18 protein-coding genes and 1 tRNA gene are annotated in these 16,753 nt (G+C 39.9%); 9 read left to right on the plus strand and 10 right to left on the minus strand.

Going from position 1 to position 16,753, the window contains the following annotated elements; all coding sequences use genetic code 11:
- Positions 1 to 87 precede the first annotated feature (87 nt).
- Positions 88 to 169 (plus strand) — tRNA-Tyr (locus C7B62_RS02070).
- Between the two features lie 60 nt (positions 170 to 229).
- Here C7B62_RS02070 and holA read toward each other — a convergent pair.
- On the minus strand, positions 230 to 1,243 hold the full coding sequence (gene holA / locus C7B62_RS02075; RefSeq protein WP_106232945.1) for a DNA polymerase III subunit delta: 1,014 nt from the start codon (positions 1,241 to 1,243) through the stop codon (positions 230 to 232).
- A gap of 135 nt (positions 1,244 to 1,378) precedes the next feature.
- Between holA and C7B62_RS02080 the strand changes: the two genes are divergently transcribed.
- Positions 1,379 to 2,392, plus strand: a complete 1,014-nt coding sequence (locus tag C7B62_RS02080; RefSeq protein ID WP_106232946.1) for a diguanylate cyclase domain-containing protein — start codon at positions 1,379 to 1,381, stop codon at positions 2,390 to 2,392.
- A 260-nt stretch (positions 2,393 to 2,652) separates the two neighbouring features.
- Positions 2,653 to 4,209 carry a serine/threonine-protein kinase gene (locus tag C7B62_RS02085; protein WP_106232947.1) on the plus strand — a complete coding sequence of 519 codons (1,557 nt, stop codon included), beginning with the start codon at positions 2,653 to 2,655 and terminating at the stop codon, positions 4,207 to 4,209.
- A 20-nt stretch (positions 4,210 to 4,229) separates the two neighbouring features.
- Here C7B62_RS02085 and C7B62_RS02090 read toward each other — a convergent pair whose 3' ends face one another.
- Positions 4,230 to 5,006 (minus strand): peroxiredoxin-like family protein, encoded by a 777-nt coding sequence (locus tag C7B62_RS02090; RefSeq protein ID WP_106232948.1) that lies wholly within the window; start codon positions 5,004 to 5,006, stop codon positions 4,230 to 4,232.
- Between the two features lie 152 nt (positions 5,007 to 5,158).
- Here C7B62_RS02090 and C7B62_RS02095 point away from each other — a divergent pair, with 152 nt between their 5' ends.
- A complete protein-coding gene (locus C7B62_RS02095; protein WP_106232949.1) occupies positions 5,159 to 6,511 on the plus strand; it encodes an FAD-dependent oxidoreductase in 1,353 nt (450 codons plus the stop codon).
- Between the two features lie 211 nt (positions 6,512 to 6,722).
- Positions 6,723 to 7,907, plus strand: coding sequence for an LL-diaminopimelate aminotransferase (locus C7B62_RS02100; RefSeq protein WP_106232950.1), 1,185 nt, complete (start codon positions 6,723 to 6,725; stop codon positions 7,905 to 7,907).
- A gap of 91 nt (positions 7,908 to 7,998) precedes the next feature.
- Here C7B62_RS02100 and C7B62_RS02105 read toward each other — a convergent pair whose 3' ends face one another.
- The gene (locus C7B62_RS02105; protein ID WP_106232951.1) at positions 7,999 to 8,187 is read right to left on the minus strand and encodes a heavy metal transport/detoxification protein; all 189 of its coding nucleotides are present in this window, start codon (positions 8,185 to 8,187) and stop codon (positions 7,999 to 8,001) included.
- A 203-nt stretch (positions 8,188 to 8,390) separates the two neighbouring features.
- Here C7B62_RS02105 and C7B62_RS26770 point away from each other — a divergent pair, with 203 nt between their 5' ends.
- Entirely contained in the window at positions 8,391 to 8,522 is a 132-nt protein-coding gene (locus tag C7B62_RS26770) for a hypothetical protein (protein WP_255413976.1), read from the plus strand.
- Between the two features lie 128 nt (positions 8,523 to 8,650).
- Here the strand turns inward: C7B62_RS26770 and C7B62_RS02110 are convergent, their stop codons facing one another.
- From C7B62_RS02110 to C7B62_RS02120, 3 genes are all read right to left on the minus strand, one after another.
- Positions 8,651 to 9,046 (minus strand): type II toxin-antitoxin system PemK/MazF family toxin, encoded by a 396-nt coding sequence (locus C7B62_RS02110; protein WP_199194029.1) that lies wholly within the window; start codon positions 9,044 to 9,046, stop codon positions 8,651 to 8,653.
- A complete protein-coding gene (locus C7B62_RS02115) occupies positions 9,039 to 9,287 on the minus strand; it encodes a hypothetical protein (RefSeq protein ID WP_106232952.1) in 249 nt (82 codons plus the stop codon). The genes C7B62_RS02110 and C7B62_RS02115 overlap by 8 nt, the downstream gene beginning before the upstream one ends.
- Before the next feature lie 233 nt (positions 9,288 to 9,520).
- Positions 9,521 to 9,706, minus strand: a complete 186-nt coding sequence (locus tag C7B62_RS02120; protein WP_106232953.1) for a hypothetical protein — start codon at positions 9,704 to 9,706, stop codon at positions 9,521 to 9,523.
- A gap of 30 nt (positions 9,707 to 9,736) precedes the next feature.
- Here C7B62_RS02120 and C7B62_RS02125 point away from each other — a divergent pair, with 30 nt between their 5' ends.
- The gene (locus tag C7B62_RS02125; protein ID WP_106232954.1) at positions 9,737 to 10,603 is read left to right on the plus strand and encodes an SDR family oxidoreductase; all 867 of its coding nucleotides are present in this window, start codon (positions 9,737 to 9,739) and stop codon (positions 10,601 to 10,603) included.
- A 105-nt stretch (positions 10,604 to 10,708) separates the two neighbouring features.
- Entirely contained in the window at positions 10,709 to 11,149 is a 441-nt protein-coding gene (locus C7B62_RS02130; protein ID WP_106232955.1) for a DoxX family protein, read from the plus strand.
- A 295-nt stretch (positions 11,150 to 11,444) separates the two neighbouring features.
- Here C7B62_RS02130 and C7B62_RS02135 read toward each other — a convergent pair whose 3' ends face one another.
- From C7B62_RS02135 to C7B62_RS02145, 3 genes are all read right to left on the minus strand, one after another.
- Positions 11,445 to 13,196 carry a R3H domain-containing nucleic acid-binding protein gene (locus tag C7B62_RS02135; RefSeq protein ID WP_106232956.1) on the minus strand — a complete coding sequence of 584 codons (1,752 nt, stop codon included), beginning with the start codon at positions 13,194 to 13,196 and terminating at the stop codon, positions 11,445 to 11,447.
- Positions 13,197 to 13,246: 50 nt separating this feature from the next.
- On the minus strand, positions 13,247 to 14,344 hold the full coding sequence (gene ldpA / locus C7B62_RS02140; RefSeq protein ID WP_106232957.1) for a circadian clock protein LdpA: 1,098 nt from the start codon (positions 14,342 to 14,344) through the stop codon (positions 13,247 to 13,249).
- A 176-nt stretch (positions 14,345 to 14,520) separates the two neighbouring features.
- On the minus strand, positions 14,521 to 15,141 hold the full coding sequence (locus C7B62_RS02145; RefSeq protein ID WP_199194030.1) for a VWA domain-containing protein: 621 nt from the start codon (positions 15,139 to 15,141) through the stop codon (positions 14,521 to 14,523).
- A 272-nt stretch (positions 15,142 to 15,413) separates the two neighbouring features.
- Here C7B62_RS02145 and C7B62_RS02150 point away from each other — a divergent pair, with 272 nt between their 5' ends.
- A complete protein-coding gene (locus C7B62_RS02150; protein WP_106232958.1) occupies positions 15,414 to 15,737 on the plus strand; it encodes a hypothetical protein in 324 nt (107 codons plus the stop codon).
- Between the two features lie 93 nt (positions 15,738 to 15,830).
- Here the strand turns inward: C7B62_RS02150 and C7B62_RS02155 are convergent, their stop codons facing one another.
- Entirely contained in the window at positions 15,831 to 16,616 is a 786-nt protein-coding gene (locus C7B62_RS02155; RefSeq protein WP_106232959.1) for an ABC-2 family transporter protein, read from the minus strand.
- Positions 16,617 to 16,753 lie beyond the last annotated feature (137 nt).

Consider the following 16,753-nt stretch of genomic DNA (forward strand, 5'->3'; position numbering starts at 1 on the left):
CAAAAATTTTAGTTAATTTTAGTTAATTTTATTTTTATTGTTTTGCTGCGGTCAGGCTGTGCTATGATTATTAACCGTGACACAAATGGGTCGATGTCCGAGTGGTTAAAGGAGGCGGACTGTAAATCCGCTGGCTACGCCTACGTTGGTTCAAATCCAACTCGGCCCACTATGTTTCCCAAGGCTAATCTTACTGAAGTAAGGTTAGCTTTTTTGGTTTCATATAGGACTAAAGCCCTTGTCTTGATGGGCTGTTGAGGTGGCTAAATATCAAACATAGCTCAATTATTTTAGTCTGTAAAACCGTTAACGCTGCTCCTCCAGACTTCAGACTATACTCCAGTTCTAACAACATCGGCAAAGTAGCCAAAAGCTGTTGGGAACTTGTATTTTGTATTTCTTGATTAATAAAATAAAGGCGATTAGGATTATTAATTCCCGCGGCAGTAGCGATCGCTTGAGAATCTCTATTGCCTGACTGCTGCATCAGCTTAACTATAGTCCAGGTACGAAATTGTCCTACTAAAGTGGCGACAATTTTTAAGGCAGGTTCGTTGCGGTTGCTTAAATCAGTAATCAAGCCCAAAGCCTCATTGGTTTTGCCATTCTTAATAGCTGCTGCTAGCTGGAGACTATTTTGCGTGCTACACAATACCAGTTGAGCCACGGCTTTTTCATCTAAAGGCTGCTGATTATCTCCCCAATAGATTTTGAGTTTTTCTAATTCATTCCATAGCTGACGAGTATTGTTGCCCACAGATTCCGTCAGCAGTTCAATCGCTTTTGGTGTTAACTTCAGCTTGACTGTCTGCGCGACTTGCTGCACCTGGGCGGCAATTAAATCGGTTTTCCAGGGAGGAATTAAGCTAAAATCTTTAACTACAGCATACTTACCTAAGAGCTTAGTTGAAGCCAATCTACCATCAGGTTTTTTAGTAGTAGTCAATAACAAATGGGATGTTTCAGAAATTACTTTGAGAGTGCGTTCCAATTCATGCAAAATATCAGCGTTAGGCTTGTGCTGGCAGAGATTTGTGTCAACTAACCAGACTAAACGTTCTCCTAAGCCAAATACAGGAGTCATGACCTGGTTTAGCCCCTCGATGATCATTTCTGGGCGATCGCCTGGTAGTTGATGATAGTTAAACTGTAGCCAGTTGGGGTCTAATACTTTGTTTTGTAATTTTGCTACAGCTTGGGCGATCGCAAAATCATCCTCGCCCCAGTATAAATAGACAGGCATAATTCTCGATTACTTAGGCAAATAGATACAAATCATTGTTGATTATAAATTCAAAGTAAAAATCAATCAATTGCCATTAGTATTTGATCTAAGATTTATTTAATAAATTGCCACATGTAAGTGTTTCAGCTTGAGATGACGACAAAAGAACAACCCTTTAAACCAGGAAGCATTTTAGTGGTTGAAGATCGCCCCAATAATATTGAATTGTTGACGGTCATCCTAACTCTACAAGGGTATAGAGTAGAACAGGCTGTTCAAGGAAGTGTGGCGATTAGATCTGCTATGGCTCGACCTCCAGACATTATTTTACTAGATATTAGTCAACCAGAAATGGATAGTTTTGCAGTTTGCCAGAAACTCAAAGCCGATCCCAATACTCAAGATATCCCAATTATTTTTATTAGTGCTGCCAATGAAACCGAGCATAAGCTTAAAGCTTTCGAGTATGGTGCTAGCGACTACATTACGAAACCGTTTCAGATTGAAGAAGTAATTGCTCGGATTAACAATCAACTACAAACCAGCCGCTTTAAAATAGAGTTAAAAGCTAAAAATGCTCATTTAGAACGAGAACTTTTAAAGCGCCAACTAGCAGCCAAAAAATTGTCAAATCTCAATCAGCAGTTAGGTAAACTAGCAGCAGTTGACGCTCTGACTGAAATTGCCAACCGCCGTATATTTGATGAATTTTTCAGGAGAGAATGGCAAAGAGGACAGAGAGAACAGCATTATTTAGCTTTAATTCTTTGTGATATTGATCACTTTAAACTTTATAACGATAACTTAGGTCATCAGTCAGGAGATTACTGCTTAAAAAGAGTTGCACAAGCAATAATCAAAGCCGTTAAGCGACCTGCCGATCTTGTGGCGCGCTATGGTGGAGAAGAATTTGCGATTATTTTACCGCAAACTTCGGGTCAAAATGCTTTACGGGTAGCAGAAACAATTCGACTCCAGGTTAAGCAACTTTGCCTACCCCATCCCGAATCAACCGCCAGTAATTATGTTTCTCTAAGTTTGGGTGTGAGCTGTGTGATTCCTGAGTCAAAATACAATCAAGAAAAATTATTGGCTACTGCCGACCAAGCTCTTTATCAGGCGAAAAAGCAGGGGCGCGATCGCTCAGTGCTACAGGCAATAACTTAGTCCCTGTTCCTAATTAAATGTATGACGTACATTGATATAACAGTAAAAGTCATTTTTACAAAGTTTTGCAGCTTGTAAAGTAGTATTAATTAATCTCCAACTCAATCAAGAAATTACTGCACGCAACTGATTTTAAAAAATGTAGGATATGCTGGGGAAGAAATAGCTGAAAAGCAAGAGTTTTAAACCTCAAATTCAGCTAATCAGCCGAGCTAATCCCTGACCTATTTTTATTAGACAGAGCCTTGTAGGTACTTTGAATGAGCTATTGCCTAAATCCATCCTGTCCTAAACCGATCAATCACCCTAAGTCGAGGCTATGTCAAGCTTGTGGATCCAAGCTACTGTTACATGGTCGTTACCATTTATTAAAAGGACTTGGGAAAGGTGGTTTTGGGGCTACTTTTTTGGCAGCCGATCTCTCTTTGCCAGGCAAGCCTTTATGCGTAATCAAGCAATTACGACCCAATACCGACAATCCTAATTTTCTGACTATGGCACGGGAGTTGTTTGAGCGTGAAGCCAGAACCTTGGGTAGGGTAGGGAATCACCCTCAAATACCAAGACTACTAGATTATTTTGAAGATCGTCAGCAATTTTATTTAATTCAAGAATTTGTCAAGGGTAATAATCTCCAGCAAGAAGTCAAGAAAAATGGAGTTCTAAGCGAAGTGCAAACCAGACAGGTACTTAAAGAAGTTGTGACTATTTTGAGAGATATTCACCTTCAAAAAGTGATTCACCGAGATATTAAACCTGCTAATATTATTCGTCGCGAAATAGACGACAGGTTAGTTTTAATCGATTTTGGGGTTGTCAAAAATCAAGTGGATTCAGTTGTATCCGAGCAAACTGCCTTAACTGCTTTTGCTGTAGGCACACCTGGATTTGCTCCTCCCGAACAGTTGGCAATGCGACCTGTATACGCTAGTGATATCTATGCCTTGGGTGTCACCTGTATGTATTTGTTGAGCGGAAAAGCACCGAAAAACATGGACTGCGATCCGATCACTGGAGACATTAACTGGTTTAAATATGTAAATATTAGCGACGGTTTTGCCAAAATACTAACTAAGATGCTGGAGGTAGCGGTTAAAAGTCGCTACAAAACGGCTCAAGAAGTATTAGATGTTTTGGATCTAGAAAAGCATGGGGATAGTCTAGCGGAAAATATGCTGAGTAATCCTACTGCAACTGATAGCAATATCAGCACCAATAGAACTGGAATTGCTTCAGGTCGTAGTCAGTTACGCGATCGCACCACTAAAGGCTCAGGAGGTAGAAGTATGTCTACTTCTAAATATCGCAATAGTGCCACAGCTAGGTATAAAACTGTTGGTCAGACGACATCCCTCGACCAAGCTGCCAAAGTCCCTACTAAACCAATGAGAATTTCAGCAGAAGAGGTTTTAAGCGCCTATGATGCGGGAAGAAAAGATTTTGGCTGGAAAGATCTGAGTATGCAGGATCTACAAAAAGTCAACTTGTCTGAATCTAAGTTTCATGACTCTAAGCTAATCAGATCTAATTTTCAAGGAGCAGATTTGCATTGGTCTAACTTTAATGATTGTGACCTGCGACTGTCGATGTTTCGTAATGCTGATTTACACAAATGTTTGTTTCACTCTTCTAATTTAGAAGGAGTTGATCTGCGGGGGGCAAACTTAAACGGCGCGAATTTCAAAAACACTAAATTGAAAGGCGCAAATCTGTGTGGCGCAAATTTAAGTGAGACTAACTTAACCAAGGAACAGTTAGAAGAAACTAAAACTAACTGGATGACTATTATGCCCACTGGAAAACGCGGTTTTTGGTAACTTATTTTAACTGAGAGAAATTATCGATCTAGCAGAAACGATAAAGGGTTGCTCATATTAGCCGCAAAACCTAAAATGTTGCGATCGCGATGTTCATAGAGCAACTTTCCCGACTCATCAAATAAAAATGTTCCCCCTCGTTGGGTTAAATAACTAGCATCGGGGACATAGGTGTTCCAGTTACTCAACACTTCCTTCATGTTTCTAAGTCGTAGGGTAGCTAGTTCAAAAGGGCGCTGAAAACCAGACCCTCCCGCCAGTTTGAACATTGAGCCTTTGATTGCAGGTAATGGTGTATCTGCCACTACCTGATCGTCAGCAATTAATTGGGGTGCAGTGCGATCGCCTCGATAACCTCTAAATACTTCATAAAGCGTGCCAGGACTACCAATACCCGCACACATCAACATTAAATTCAAAAAAGCACGGTTTTTTGCTGATAAAAACGGAAATTTAAGCTTCAATCCCTGATTTAGTTCTAATTGTCGATGTAGTTCAGCAGTAGGGTCGACGTATAAACAGTTGGTGGGAAAACCAGTATATTCACAAAACTTGATTCCACTCTGGCGATCGCCAATTCCAATTGCCTTGACGCTAATTTTTGCTGCTTTGAGCTGTGCAGATTCTCGCTCTAGCCACCAAGCATATTCTAAATTATCAAAATCTCCTAACTGCGACCATAGTAAAACCAGAGTTTTATTACTCTTGTTGTCCCCCAAGATTGATTCGCGATCGCCGCTGCTGACAAGCTCTCGCTTAGTTTGCTGGAGCAAAGAATATACATTAGATCCGTTCATAGAGAAAGTTTTTAGCTTATCCAAAAGATAAGCTTCGCAAATGGTTTTTAGATAGTATAGAGATATTAAAGCTAGTGGCTGCAATGATTGATCAATAATTATGCCAATTTATATAGCTAGCTACTTATTATTTAACTTAAACTGAAACAATTATGAATAACAATAGCTACGAAGTTGTCATTATTGGCGGTGGAGTTTGTGGTGCGGCATTACTTTATGTTTTAAGCAATTATACCAACGTTAAACGAATCGCTCTGATTGAGAAAGAAGCAGATATAGCTTTAGTCAATTCCTTTACCAATAGTAATAGCCAAACTCTTCATTTTGGCGATATTGAAACCAACTATACCTTGGCTAAAGCAGAGAAAGTGAAGGCAGGAGCTAGTTTAGTCAAAAATTATTTACTAACCAAAGATCCTCACCAGGAAATCTACACCAAGTATCACAAAATGGTTTTGGGGGTGGGGAAAGAACAAGAACAATTAAAAACTAGATATCAGCAGTTTAAAACTCTTTTTCCTGATTTAAAGTTGTTAGAGCGGGCAGAAATTGCCTCTAAAGAACCAAAAGTATTACTTAATCGCCCTGAAGATCAGGAAATCATCGCTTTATATACTGATGAAGGTTATACCGTGGATTTTAATCGTCTAGCCAAGTCGTTTGTGGCTAATGCTTTAGAGAACACCGAGACGACAATAGATCTGCTATTCAATACTAAGGTAAAGCAAATTAGCAAACAGGCAGGAGAATATCAGCTTAAGACATCAGATCAAACTATTACTAGTAAAGTGATCATGGTGGCAGCAGGAGCGCACAGTCTGTTGTTTGCCAAATCTCTGGGCTATGGTCTGAATTATGCTTTACTCAGCGTAGCGGGAAGCTTCTATTTTGCCCCGCAGTTCCTTAATGGCAAGGTATACACCGTACAGCAAGAAAAACTACCCTTCGCTGCCATTCATGGCGATCCTGAAGTCCACGATCGCGCGATCGCTCGTTTCGGCCCCACTGCCAAAGTTCTACCCATGTTAGAACGTCATCACTATGGCAGCATTATTGAATATTTCCAAACTGCGGGTTTAAGCTTAAAAGCACTTTTGAGCTTTGCTAAAATCTTGTCTGACCCGATTATCTTTAAATATATTGCGCTCAATTTTGTCTATGATTTTCCTATTATTGGTAAAAGACTATTTATTAAGGAAGTAAGCAAAATTATCCCTTCAGTAAAATTAACAGATCTGACCTACGCTAAGGGTTATGGTGGAGTTCGACCCCAGGTTGTCAACCTGAACACCCAAGCATTGGAAATGGGAGAGGCGAAAATAACTGGCGATCGGATTATCTTTAATATCACTCCTTCTCCTGGAGCATCAACCTGTCTCCAAAATGCTTTAGAAGATACCACTAAACTGATTGATTTTTTGGGTTCTGGCTATCGGTTTGAGCGTCAACAATTTTTGGATGATTTATCAGTTAACAGTGAACAACTCCTAACTCCTAACTCTTAACTCTGCAATAGTACAAACTCTCACTTTAACAGAGGTAGTCCTCAAGGATATATCGGAGTGTAGCATTTGCGAAGCTACATGTGGCTTAAGCCTTTGTCCTTGAGGACAAGGACACAACATATCCCTTTAGGGACACCTGGGGATAAGCTTAAAGCTAATAGCTATCATGTGACTATTTTAAGTATCTTCACCCCCACTAACTTTAACCTCGATGCGATTTGCTAAACGACTACAATCAATTTCTCGCAATGTCTTTGCTGATATGGATCGTGCTAAAACTCAAGCTAGAGATTTAGGCAAAGAAATAATTGACTTGTCTTTGGGTTCATCAGATTTACCCGTTGCCGAAGAAATCCTTGAGGTAGTTGCTAATGCCCTACAAGATCCTGATACTCACGGCTATCTGCTTCATGGGGGGACTAAAGATTTTCGCGTCGCTGCTGCCAACTGGTATAGTAGTAAGTTTGGTATTCCCGTCGATCCTGAAAGAGAAGTTTTAGCCTTAATTGGCTCTCAGGAAGGAACAGCCCATTTACCCCTGGCTATCCTCAATCCAGGAGATATTGCCTTACTATTAGATCCTGGTTATCCCTCCCATGCAGGTGGGGTGTATCTGGCTGGAGGGGAAATCTATCCTATGCCTTTGCTAGTCGAAAATGCTTTTCTCCCTGTGTTTGAGGATATACCTCTAGATATACTCTCAAAATCGAAGATGATGGTGCTAAGTTATCCTCATAATCCCACTACAGCGATCGCACCTTTAAACTTTTTCAACCAAGCCGTCAACTTTTGTCGTCAACACGATTTGGTTTTGGTGCATGATTTTCCCTATACAGATTTGGTATTTAGCTCACAAGTACTCGCCCCATCTATCTTGCAAGCTGATCCGCAAAAGGAATTAAGTATTGAATTTTTTACTCTTTCAAAGTCTTATAACATGGGAGGATTTCGCATCGGCTATGCCATCGGCAATAGCTCGTTAATTCAAGCTTTGAGGCAAATAAAAGCAGTGGTAGATTTTAATCAATATCGAGGAATTTTAACTGGGGCGATCGCTGCTTTATCTAGTTCTCCAGAATCTGTAACTCAAACAGTGCAGACTTTTCAACAACGCCGAGATGTTTTCATTCAAGCACTCCAAGATATTGGTTGGGAAGTACCTTCCCCCATTGCTACCATGTATATTTGGGCAAAACTCCCCGAACCTTGGCAACATAATTCTGTTGAATTCTGCACTAAATTAGTTACCCAAACTGGGGTTGCTGCTTCTCCTGGGGCGGGATTTGGGCAAGCAGGAGAAGGCTATGTACGGTTTGCTTTAGTTAGAGATCCCGATACTTTGCGTCATGCAGCGCAAAAAATTCAGCAGTTTTTGCAAACATCACCTAAATTTTAGACTTCGGTGCTGCTGATGGGAAATATTAAATTAATTTTGCGATCGTCCGTAACGATTAGCCCTTTTTTTGCTTCAATCTCTAAAAAGACTTCTAGCTAATTTTATGTCCTGTTGCAACAATTAACTGTTTAAAAGTCTCAGCAGATGCTTCAGACTCGATCATGATTTTCTTAGAATCTAAATCAATATTGACATCAGCATTTGGTTCGGAAGTTAAGATTACTTCTTTTAGCTCTGTGCTTTTTTCCTTGCTGTCTAAGGTAGGTACATGAAATTCCATAGTTAAATTTGACTTAATAAACTTAAATTTGACTAAACTAAGCTTATTTTGATCCCCAAGTGTGTTCAACTATCTTTGGTTAGAGATTTTAGTACAGGACAAATAATTTAATTTAAATCTCAATAAAATGGAAATTGTCCCTTATTCTATAATTAAAAAATTAACTATTGACTGATTAATTCAATAACTAAAGCTATTTTTAGATGATCGACCCTATTACCATAACCACTACAGCAACTGCGATCGCTGCTGTAATTTTCAATAAAGCCATAAAAAAAAGCGGAGAAAACTTAGGTGGAGCTATTTCTAAGAAAATTAGTCAAAAGGAAATATAGAAGCAATAGTTGATTCTGAAATTGGTAGAGATTTTAAAATGGGTAATATCTCCATGAAAAATAATAGAGTAATTTAGTAATGCGATCGCCCTACCGATAATAGTTAAGTAAATTGCGGTGAAAGCCAATCAAATTTCTAGCCCAAAAATAGTGATTAAGGCATCATTTATTTTTTGGAGATTTTTGGGAGTAATTACTCCACGATATTGGACAAATCGCTTAGTATAATCAACTGGTCTTGTCTGTAGACAATCAGCGATTGATTTTTTGTCCAATCCATTGGTCTTATTATTGATTAATGTAACGTTGGTTAAAATTCTACTTTTTTTTTCTGACCATTCCGTAAGTGGGACAACTTGAATAACGCTCAGTCTGGCATTGTAAATATCATTGGTAACTACGATACAAGGACGAATTTTACCAGTTTCCGAACCTTTAGTGGGATTGAGATTAAAATCCGCGACCATCCCTTTTTTTGGTCTGAATTCTAAAGGCGGTTTTTGAGCGAGAATCTTTTTACTCAAAACACACCGTATCTAGACATGAGTTAGCTGCATCATCGGTTAGTTCTTGAAGGTCAGCATCATGGTCATAAACTTCCTGATAAAGTTCTGCTGAATTGATTAAAGCTTCTTCCTTGAGAATTTTATTTAATCTAGATACTGCATCAGCAACAATCGCCGATTTACTCGGATAGCCAAAAGCTTGATAATTGGTAATAAACTCAGCATTAGTTTCCGACAAACTAATTTTTATTTGTGGCATTTCTCTAGTTCTTAAATTTTGTACTTTGATTGTACCATTTTTTCTAGGCTAAAAATAGCCTAGAAAAAAGTCTGTATCATAAGAGTATAAACATAACGTTTATTACTTGCCAAAAGTTTTAGTCATCGCTACTACCTTGCACATTCATCGCCATTCAAAATCTTTTTACAACAAACACGCTACATCTCGAGCAATTGTCTTAACCCGAACTCAGGTTAATTAGATATTACTAATTAAGGCGATCGCCCTAGGATTTTAAAATCTAACTTATGACCCATATTTTCTAGGTCTTTTTTTCCTAAATTAACATTAGCTGCCCACAATCGCTTTTCGTTTTTAGAGTTTTGAGCGATGTAACCAAGCAATATTCCCCCAGCAAATTGCCCAAAGGGAAGATTAATTAGGTAGCAATTGTACATATTAGAAACAAAAAAGATAAAAGGAGAATAATGACTATTTCCGCCGATCAAATTCCTGCTCAGTCTCAAAATCAAAAACCCGCATTGGAATCAGAAATGAATCCAGCGCCCCAGTACGATCGCGAAAGCTATCAAGGCAGTGATAAATTAAAGGGGAAAGTTGCACTAATCACTGGTGGTGACAGTGGCATTGGTCGCTCTGTAGCAGTACTGTACGCTAAAGAAGGTGCGGATGTGGCAATCGTCTACCTCAACGAACATGAGGATGCCCAGAAAACTAAACAACTAGTCGAAGCTCAAGGGCAAAAGTGCTTAATCATTGCAGGGGACATTAGCGGCGAGAAGTTTTGCCATGAAGCAGTAGAAAAAACCGTAGCTGAATTAGGTAAATTAGATATTTTAGTGAATAATGCTGCCGAGCAATATATGGAAAACGCCGAAACTTTAGAAGACATCGATTCGGCACGTTTGGGTAGTATTTTTAGTACTAATATCTTTTCCATGTTTTACTTTTGTCGGGCTGCTATTCCTCACCTAAAAGAAGGTAGTTCAATTATTAACACTACTTCGATTAATGCCTACAAAGGTAATGCATCTTTACTCAGCTATTCCACAACTAAAGGTGCAATCCTCGCCTTTACTCGTTCCTTGTCTCAGTCTCTACTAGCAAAAGGCATTCGTGTTAACGGTGTTGCTCCTGGCCCAATTTGGACTCCTTTTATTCCCGATGCTTTTCCCGCCGAACAGGTCAAAGGTTTTGGGAAACAAGTACCTATGGAACGTCCTGGTCAACCAGTTGAAGTTGCCACCAGCTTTGTTTTCTTAGCTTCGGATGACTCTTCTTATTTTGCAGGACAGGTGCTACACCCTAATGGTGGCGTAGTCGTAAATGCATAGATTAGTTATAACGTAGTTTGATGCTAAGTCCATTTTAAGGTGGGCGTTCGAGGAACTGTAATTCGTCGGACGCTTGCGTTATCGTAATCAAGTCAGTCACAATCAATGAAGCAAGTAATCAAGAACTTATTTAAAAATCTGATTTTAGAGCGCAAAGCAACTTTTCGCGGCATCTTAGCAATCTGCATTATCGTTGCTGGAGTTTTACACTTTCTTACTCCAGAACCTTTTATTAAAATTGTGCCTAGTTTGCTGCCTTACCCTGCTGCAATTGTTTATATCAGTGGGTTTTTTGAAATTCTCGGCGGAATTGGTTTATTAGTTCCTGCTGTTAGTCAGGCAGCAGCTTGGGGTCTAGTACTGCTGTTTATCGCCGTTTACCCAGCTAATATTAATATGGCAGTTAATCACATTCAAATTGCGAATATACCTGATAGTAACTGGTTTCAAGCAATTAGATTGCCATTTCAATTTGTTCTGATTGCTTGGGCTTGGTGGCTTACTCAGCCTGACGAACAAAGAGATCGCATTTCCCCTCAAAGTTAGAAACTAACTACCTAACCTCTTGATTCAAGTTTTTCAAAAACTCATTAAAAAGCGCGATCGCATCTTACCAGAAATCTAGTTATGCATCGTGCCTAATAGGGAGGGTTTGAATTTTATTGCTATTTTCATTTTCTCCCTACTTGCCCTTCATTCTCCCTCTCTTTTCCGTTCTCGTCTTTCCGTTAGTCTAAACTACAGTCTTAACCAGAGTAAATTTACTTGAAAGTAAAAAAAGCGATCGCCATAATTTTCTTAAACGGCGATCGCTATAATTAATTTTGTATAGGTACTTATTCTATGCAGGATAGATCCTGAGACGGCGATTAGGCTCATCCCCAAAGCTATCAGACTGGAGACGGTAATGTTCGATTAGTTCATGCTGCATTTTACGCACTTTTGCCGAGCGCGGTAATAATTCTACAGGTTGACCTTGAGGAATGACTATTTGCTCTACCGCTAGTCTTGCCTCTTCCAATGCCTCGATTTCGTCATCGCTGCCTGCCTTGCTAAATAGACGTAAATCTGTTGCTTCAGGAACATTAGGATCATCTAGGTTAAGAATCTGGCGAAAGATTCGCGTCACCTGGGGAATGGTGTTTGCTTTGACTGTATAGATAGGTAGATGACGATCTCTTGCTATACTACGCAATCGCGAATGATGCTTAATTTGCGATCGCAGCGCCACCACCACATCTGCTTCATCTAAATCTTTAGTCAACATAATCGGTAGATCCAGTACATCAATCACCTGATCGATTTGAGAGCGACCAATACCATAGGCATAGATATATACGGGCCAATCTTCTCCATTCGGCCCAGGAGTCCGTATCTTTTGACTATTTTGCTCTTTAGTCTGCCAAGAGCGCTCTAACATGTTTTCAAAGTCAGAATTGCCCCTTGAATTACTGGGGTTTAAAGCTAGAGGAGTCATTCTACCTGATGCTCTTAATCCTTGAGGGTGCAGAGGAATAGCCTCGTTTGTATTTCTTGAGGGCAGTGGTTTAAACGGCGAGGAAGATTCTTCGTGAATAATGGTCACTTCGCCACTATCATCAACGGTTCTAACTTGAGCAGGAGGTTCAATTCCTCGCAAGAGGGTGTCAATAGTAGCAGATACATCGTCGTGAACGACCCAACGCTGCCGTTCTAACATCTCTACAGCGATCGCAAATGTAGGAGGTGCTTTCCGTTCTAAAACGGTCTTTTGAGTTCTTCTACGGCGGGCTTCGTCGTCTCCCAAGGTAACACTCTGGATACCACCAACGAGATCCGATAGGGTAGGATTTTTAATTAAGTTTTCGACACTATTGCCATGAGCCGTCCCCACTAGCTGCACTCCCCGTTCGGCGATGGTTCTAGCCGCTAGGGCTTCTAATTCAGTCCCAATTTCATCGATGACAATCACTTCGGGCATATGATTTTCTACCGCTTCAATCATTACCTGATGTTGCAACTCAGGGCGTGCTACCTGCATCCGACGGGCGCGACCAATAGCAGGATGAGGCACATCACCATCTCCGGCAATCTCATTCGAGGTATCAATAATCACTACTCGTTTACCAAAGTCGTCGGCTAACACTCTAGCAATTTCTCTTAAAGCCGTAGTTTTACCTACCCCAGGTCGACCCAGCAAGAGAATAGACTGTCCAGTTTCGACGAGATCGCGAATCATCACAATCGTACCGTAAATTGCCCGACCAATCCGACAGGTCAAACCAATAATATCTCCAGTACGGTTACGAATGGCGCTAATACGGTGGAGGGTTCTTTCAATTCCTGCCCGATTATCGCTGCTGAACATTCCAACCCGTTCAATACAGTGCTGGATCTCTTCTTGTGTTACAGGTTCATCACGAATATAGACCGCGCGATCGCTAAAACGGGCTTCGGGCAATCTACCTAAATCTAAAACTACCTCAATTAAATTATCGCTATCGGATTCAATCTGCTGATCTAGCTGGGAACGAATTGAGTCAGGAAAAATAGCAAGTAATTTGTCTAAATTATCGGTAACTTGCATCCGATGGGAAGCTATATCTGACTGCATTATGAAAGTATATTTGTTAATAAAAATGAATAAATTTAGGAAACCAGAGACTAACTATTAGCCGTTTTAATCTGACTAACTAGTTCTTTAGCAGTGTTGACTGCTTGCTCTAATAACTCTCTATTTTGTTCGAGCTTTAAATTAAGCTGATTCATTGGTTGATTTTTAATTGATTTAACTTGATTTAATTGCAGTGCAGTTTCTAACTGAGCGATAGTTGGAGTTAAAATTGCCCGAGCATAACTGCCGTAAGCTAATCCTGACACTAGGTTTGGTTTTCCAGCCCCATTAGGCTTGCCTAGCATATTTGCCTGTTTAAGTTTGCTGACAGTATAGTTGTTAGTTCCTCCCGCAAGCTGGATATATCCAGGCAGTTGTGCCTGTAAAACTTTATGAGCAAAAGAAATAGCTGCATGGGTTGTGCCTCTGCCAATATCTCCGCTCATTGAGCGTCCGTCCGTTTGCCAAATGAGGGGACAGGATAGAGGACTAATTAACGCATAAAGCGATCGCAAATATTCAATCACATTAGGCGCATCAGTACAGCTAATTGCCAACAATTTTAGCTGACCAATAATAGGCGAAATATCTCGCCACACCCGCTTAAAATCATCATAATGCCCCACCTGAGTATGGATCTCGATCGCGTCTACGCCTAAAGATTTAATTAAGGGGATCACCTCTGATAAACAAGATATATAAGAATTAGTTGTAATTAAACTTTGAGGACAAATCGGCTCGCAACGTCCACAGCCATAACACAGACTATCAAGTACTCCTCCTTGATTTAAGTCAATCGCCTCCGCAGGACATACCTTCACACATGGTTGAGAACAATCTATGGGGCATTGAGTTGCATCAAACTTTGCTTTGCGAAAATGAGGATCTTCTCCATCATTAACACTAACCATTAACCACGGTGAGTTGTCGGGTAAGTTTTCACACTTCAATTGTTTTTTGGCGGCGGTAATTCCTTCCTGGGCAGCAGCAATTACCGCCAGATCGGCAGCCACATCAATACAGTCTGCCCCAGCCAAACTATAAGCTACGGCCAAACTGCGAACCACAGGAAGATGTTGGTAGCTAGCTCCACAAATTAACTTAAACCAGCTACCCTCTTTTAAGGAATGTAAGGGATAGGATTGCATCACTCTTACATCGTAATAGTTTGTCAATCATTAGTGTTAGGAATTTTTTAAAAGCTCCTAATTCTCTATCCCAAGTTATTATTTCTTACGTTACTGCTCATTGATTACTAATTACTAATTACTGATTACTGTTCATTGCTCATTGCTCATTGTTCATTGCTCATTGCTCACTGAACTTAATCTTTAATGGCATTCAACAAAACTTCTGCCAAAGTTAAGCCCTGCATATCGTCAATGGTAATGGTATCAACAATATCAAATTTAGCCCCAGCAGTTTGTAACTGATCGTCTAGAGCCTTGAGAAACTGAGTCGCTTTACGATCTTTTCCTACTTGAATTAAGGAAATACCTAACTCTTCGTCATGATTTATTTGGCGAGAAGCATCGATAATTACCCGCATTACGGCTTTATAATCATCTGGCTCACCATCTGTAACAACTACAATCGTTTCCCCGTTTGTCTTTGCTTTTCCTGCTGCTTTGCGCTCAAAATAGTTATTAACTGCATCTGCCAACACGCTAGCTAAATCTGTTCGCCCCATCGGCTCGTTTTCCAGATATATCTTCGCCACCTTGTCAGCAGTAACATTATCGTAGCGACGAAAACGACCAGAGAATAAATAAACTGTAATACCGTCGGGGTCTATTTTTTCGCATTCTTGAGCTAGAGCTAAAGTAGATTCTTGGGCAGATTCCCAGCGAGTTTTTCCTCCAGGGCGATCGTTAATCGACATACTGCCACTTTTATCAATAATTAATGTATAGTCGCGATCTTCAACAATAGAACTATCCGTCATGATGTCACAATTTATTTTGTTCTAGTTTCAATCTACAGCCTATTACAAGCTTGAACTGAACTGCCAAAAATCAAAAATTTTCACAGATTTACTTAATACCAGTATAAAAAAGCTTAAGTAAATATACTCAGTAATTTCAGTCAATTGTAAACAGATATTGCAAGCCACGAAAAAATAGTTGAATATTCTGCTTAATCTTAGAAACCTCCGCGATAATTGTAAGTAATCTAAACCTCAACATATATACCTTTAGACATTTAGGAGATTTTTTGATGGATAATGAGCTGCATAAATATAAAATGATCTGTACTTTAAAATTTGGTGATATTTACGGTCAGATAATTATCTGGCTAATTGTAATCTTTATAAGCTTGGCAACCACTTTAGCTTTATGGAGCAGTACTAGACAAATCTACGCTTTAGCAACTGTGGGTATTGTCTTAGTTTTATCCTTGCCTTTCTTGCTGTTCGCTTTTGTGACAACCTTGCTTAATCGGATTGAGTTTGTGCCGATGGAAGAAGAATTATTTAGCCGTCGAACTGTTGTTGGTCCTAATTCTCAAGCAACCAACTCAGAAACTGCGGCTGCTAGTTAAAGACAAAAATGAGGGATAGATTAAGGAGATGGAAAAAGTAATTAGATCTAATATAGATCTTCATCTCCTCTTCCTTCATTCTTTTAATTCGACTCAAGCACCCATCCCTGAATATTGTTTTAATCCTCTACGCCACAGCCAGCGATTAATAATTAAAAAAGCGATCGCCCAACTTAGTATAATCAGAACACTTTTACCAAACTCTACTGGTAATCCCATCAGTAATACCGCAGGAAAATGCATCATGTAGGGAAAAGGAGTCCATTCTACAATCTGTCTTACGCTAGCAGGAAAAACTTCCAAAGGTGCGATCGTACCGGAAAGAAAAATATAAAACAGAAACCAGAATTGCTGAATGGCGCTAGCTCTTTCTGTCCAAAAAGCCAGCATAGCAAAGGTATATTGAATCACAAAGGCTAGAGTAAAAGATAGGGCGATCGCAATTATGCCTAAAAACAAATTTGATAGTCGGGGAATCCAGGCAGCATCGGGATAGAGAACAAAAAACAACCCGCAAAATAAAGCAATTAGCGGAATGCGAGTCATTTTCTCGGCTAGGTGTCTGGCGACATGATGCCAAGCAGGATCGATTGGTTGCAAAAGACGCAGAGATAGTTGCCCCTCCAAGATCTCCCGCTCAAATTCCCAAATTACCCAAACAGCCGTAAGCTGTCGCACGACAAAGACGCTAAAGAAATAGCGAGCAAATTCTTGAGGAGTAAAATCAAACTTTCCCTGGCTGGATGCTTGAATCCATACCCCCATCAGAATAATTGGCAATGAATTAGATAATACCCAGAGAAATATTTCAGCTCGATATTCCAGCATATGAGCATAATGAGCTAGCAACAAGGTTCTGGCTTTTCTAAGATTTAACATTTTTTCTAATCGTCAAAATATATTTGAAGAGCGATTGAACTCTGTCCACGGACGCGCCTGGAGGCGCTAATCCTTTAGGGCTTCGCGATCAGCATTATTTGACATGCTATTTAAGCTCTGATTCAATTGAAACAGTT

The organism is Pleurocapsa sp. CCALA 161 (assembly GCF_003003995.1).
Lineage (GTDB): Bacteria > Cyanobacteriota > Cyanobacteriia > Cyanobacteriales > Xenococcaceae > Waterburya.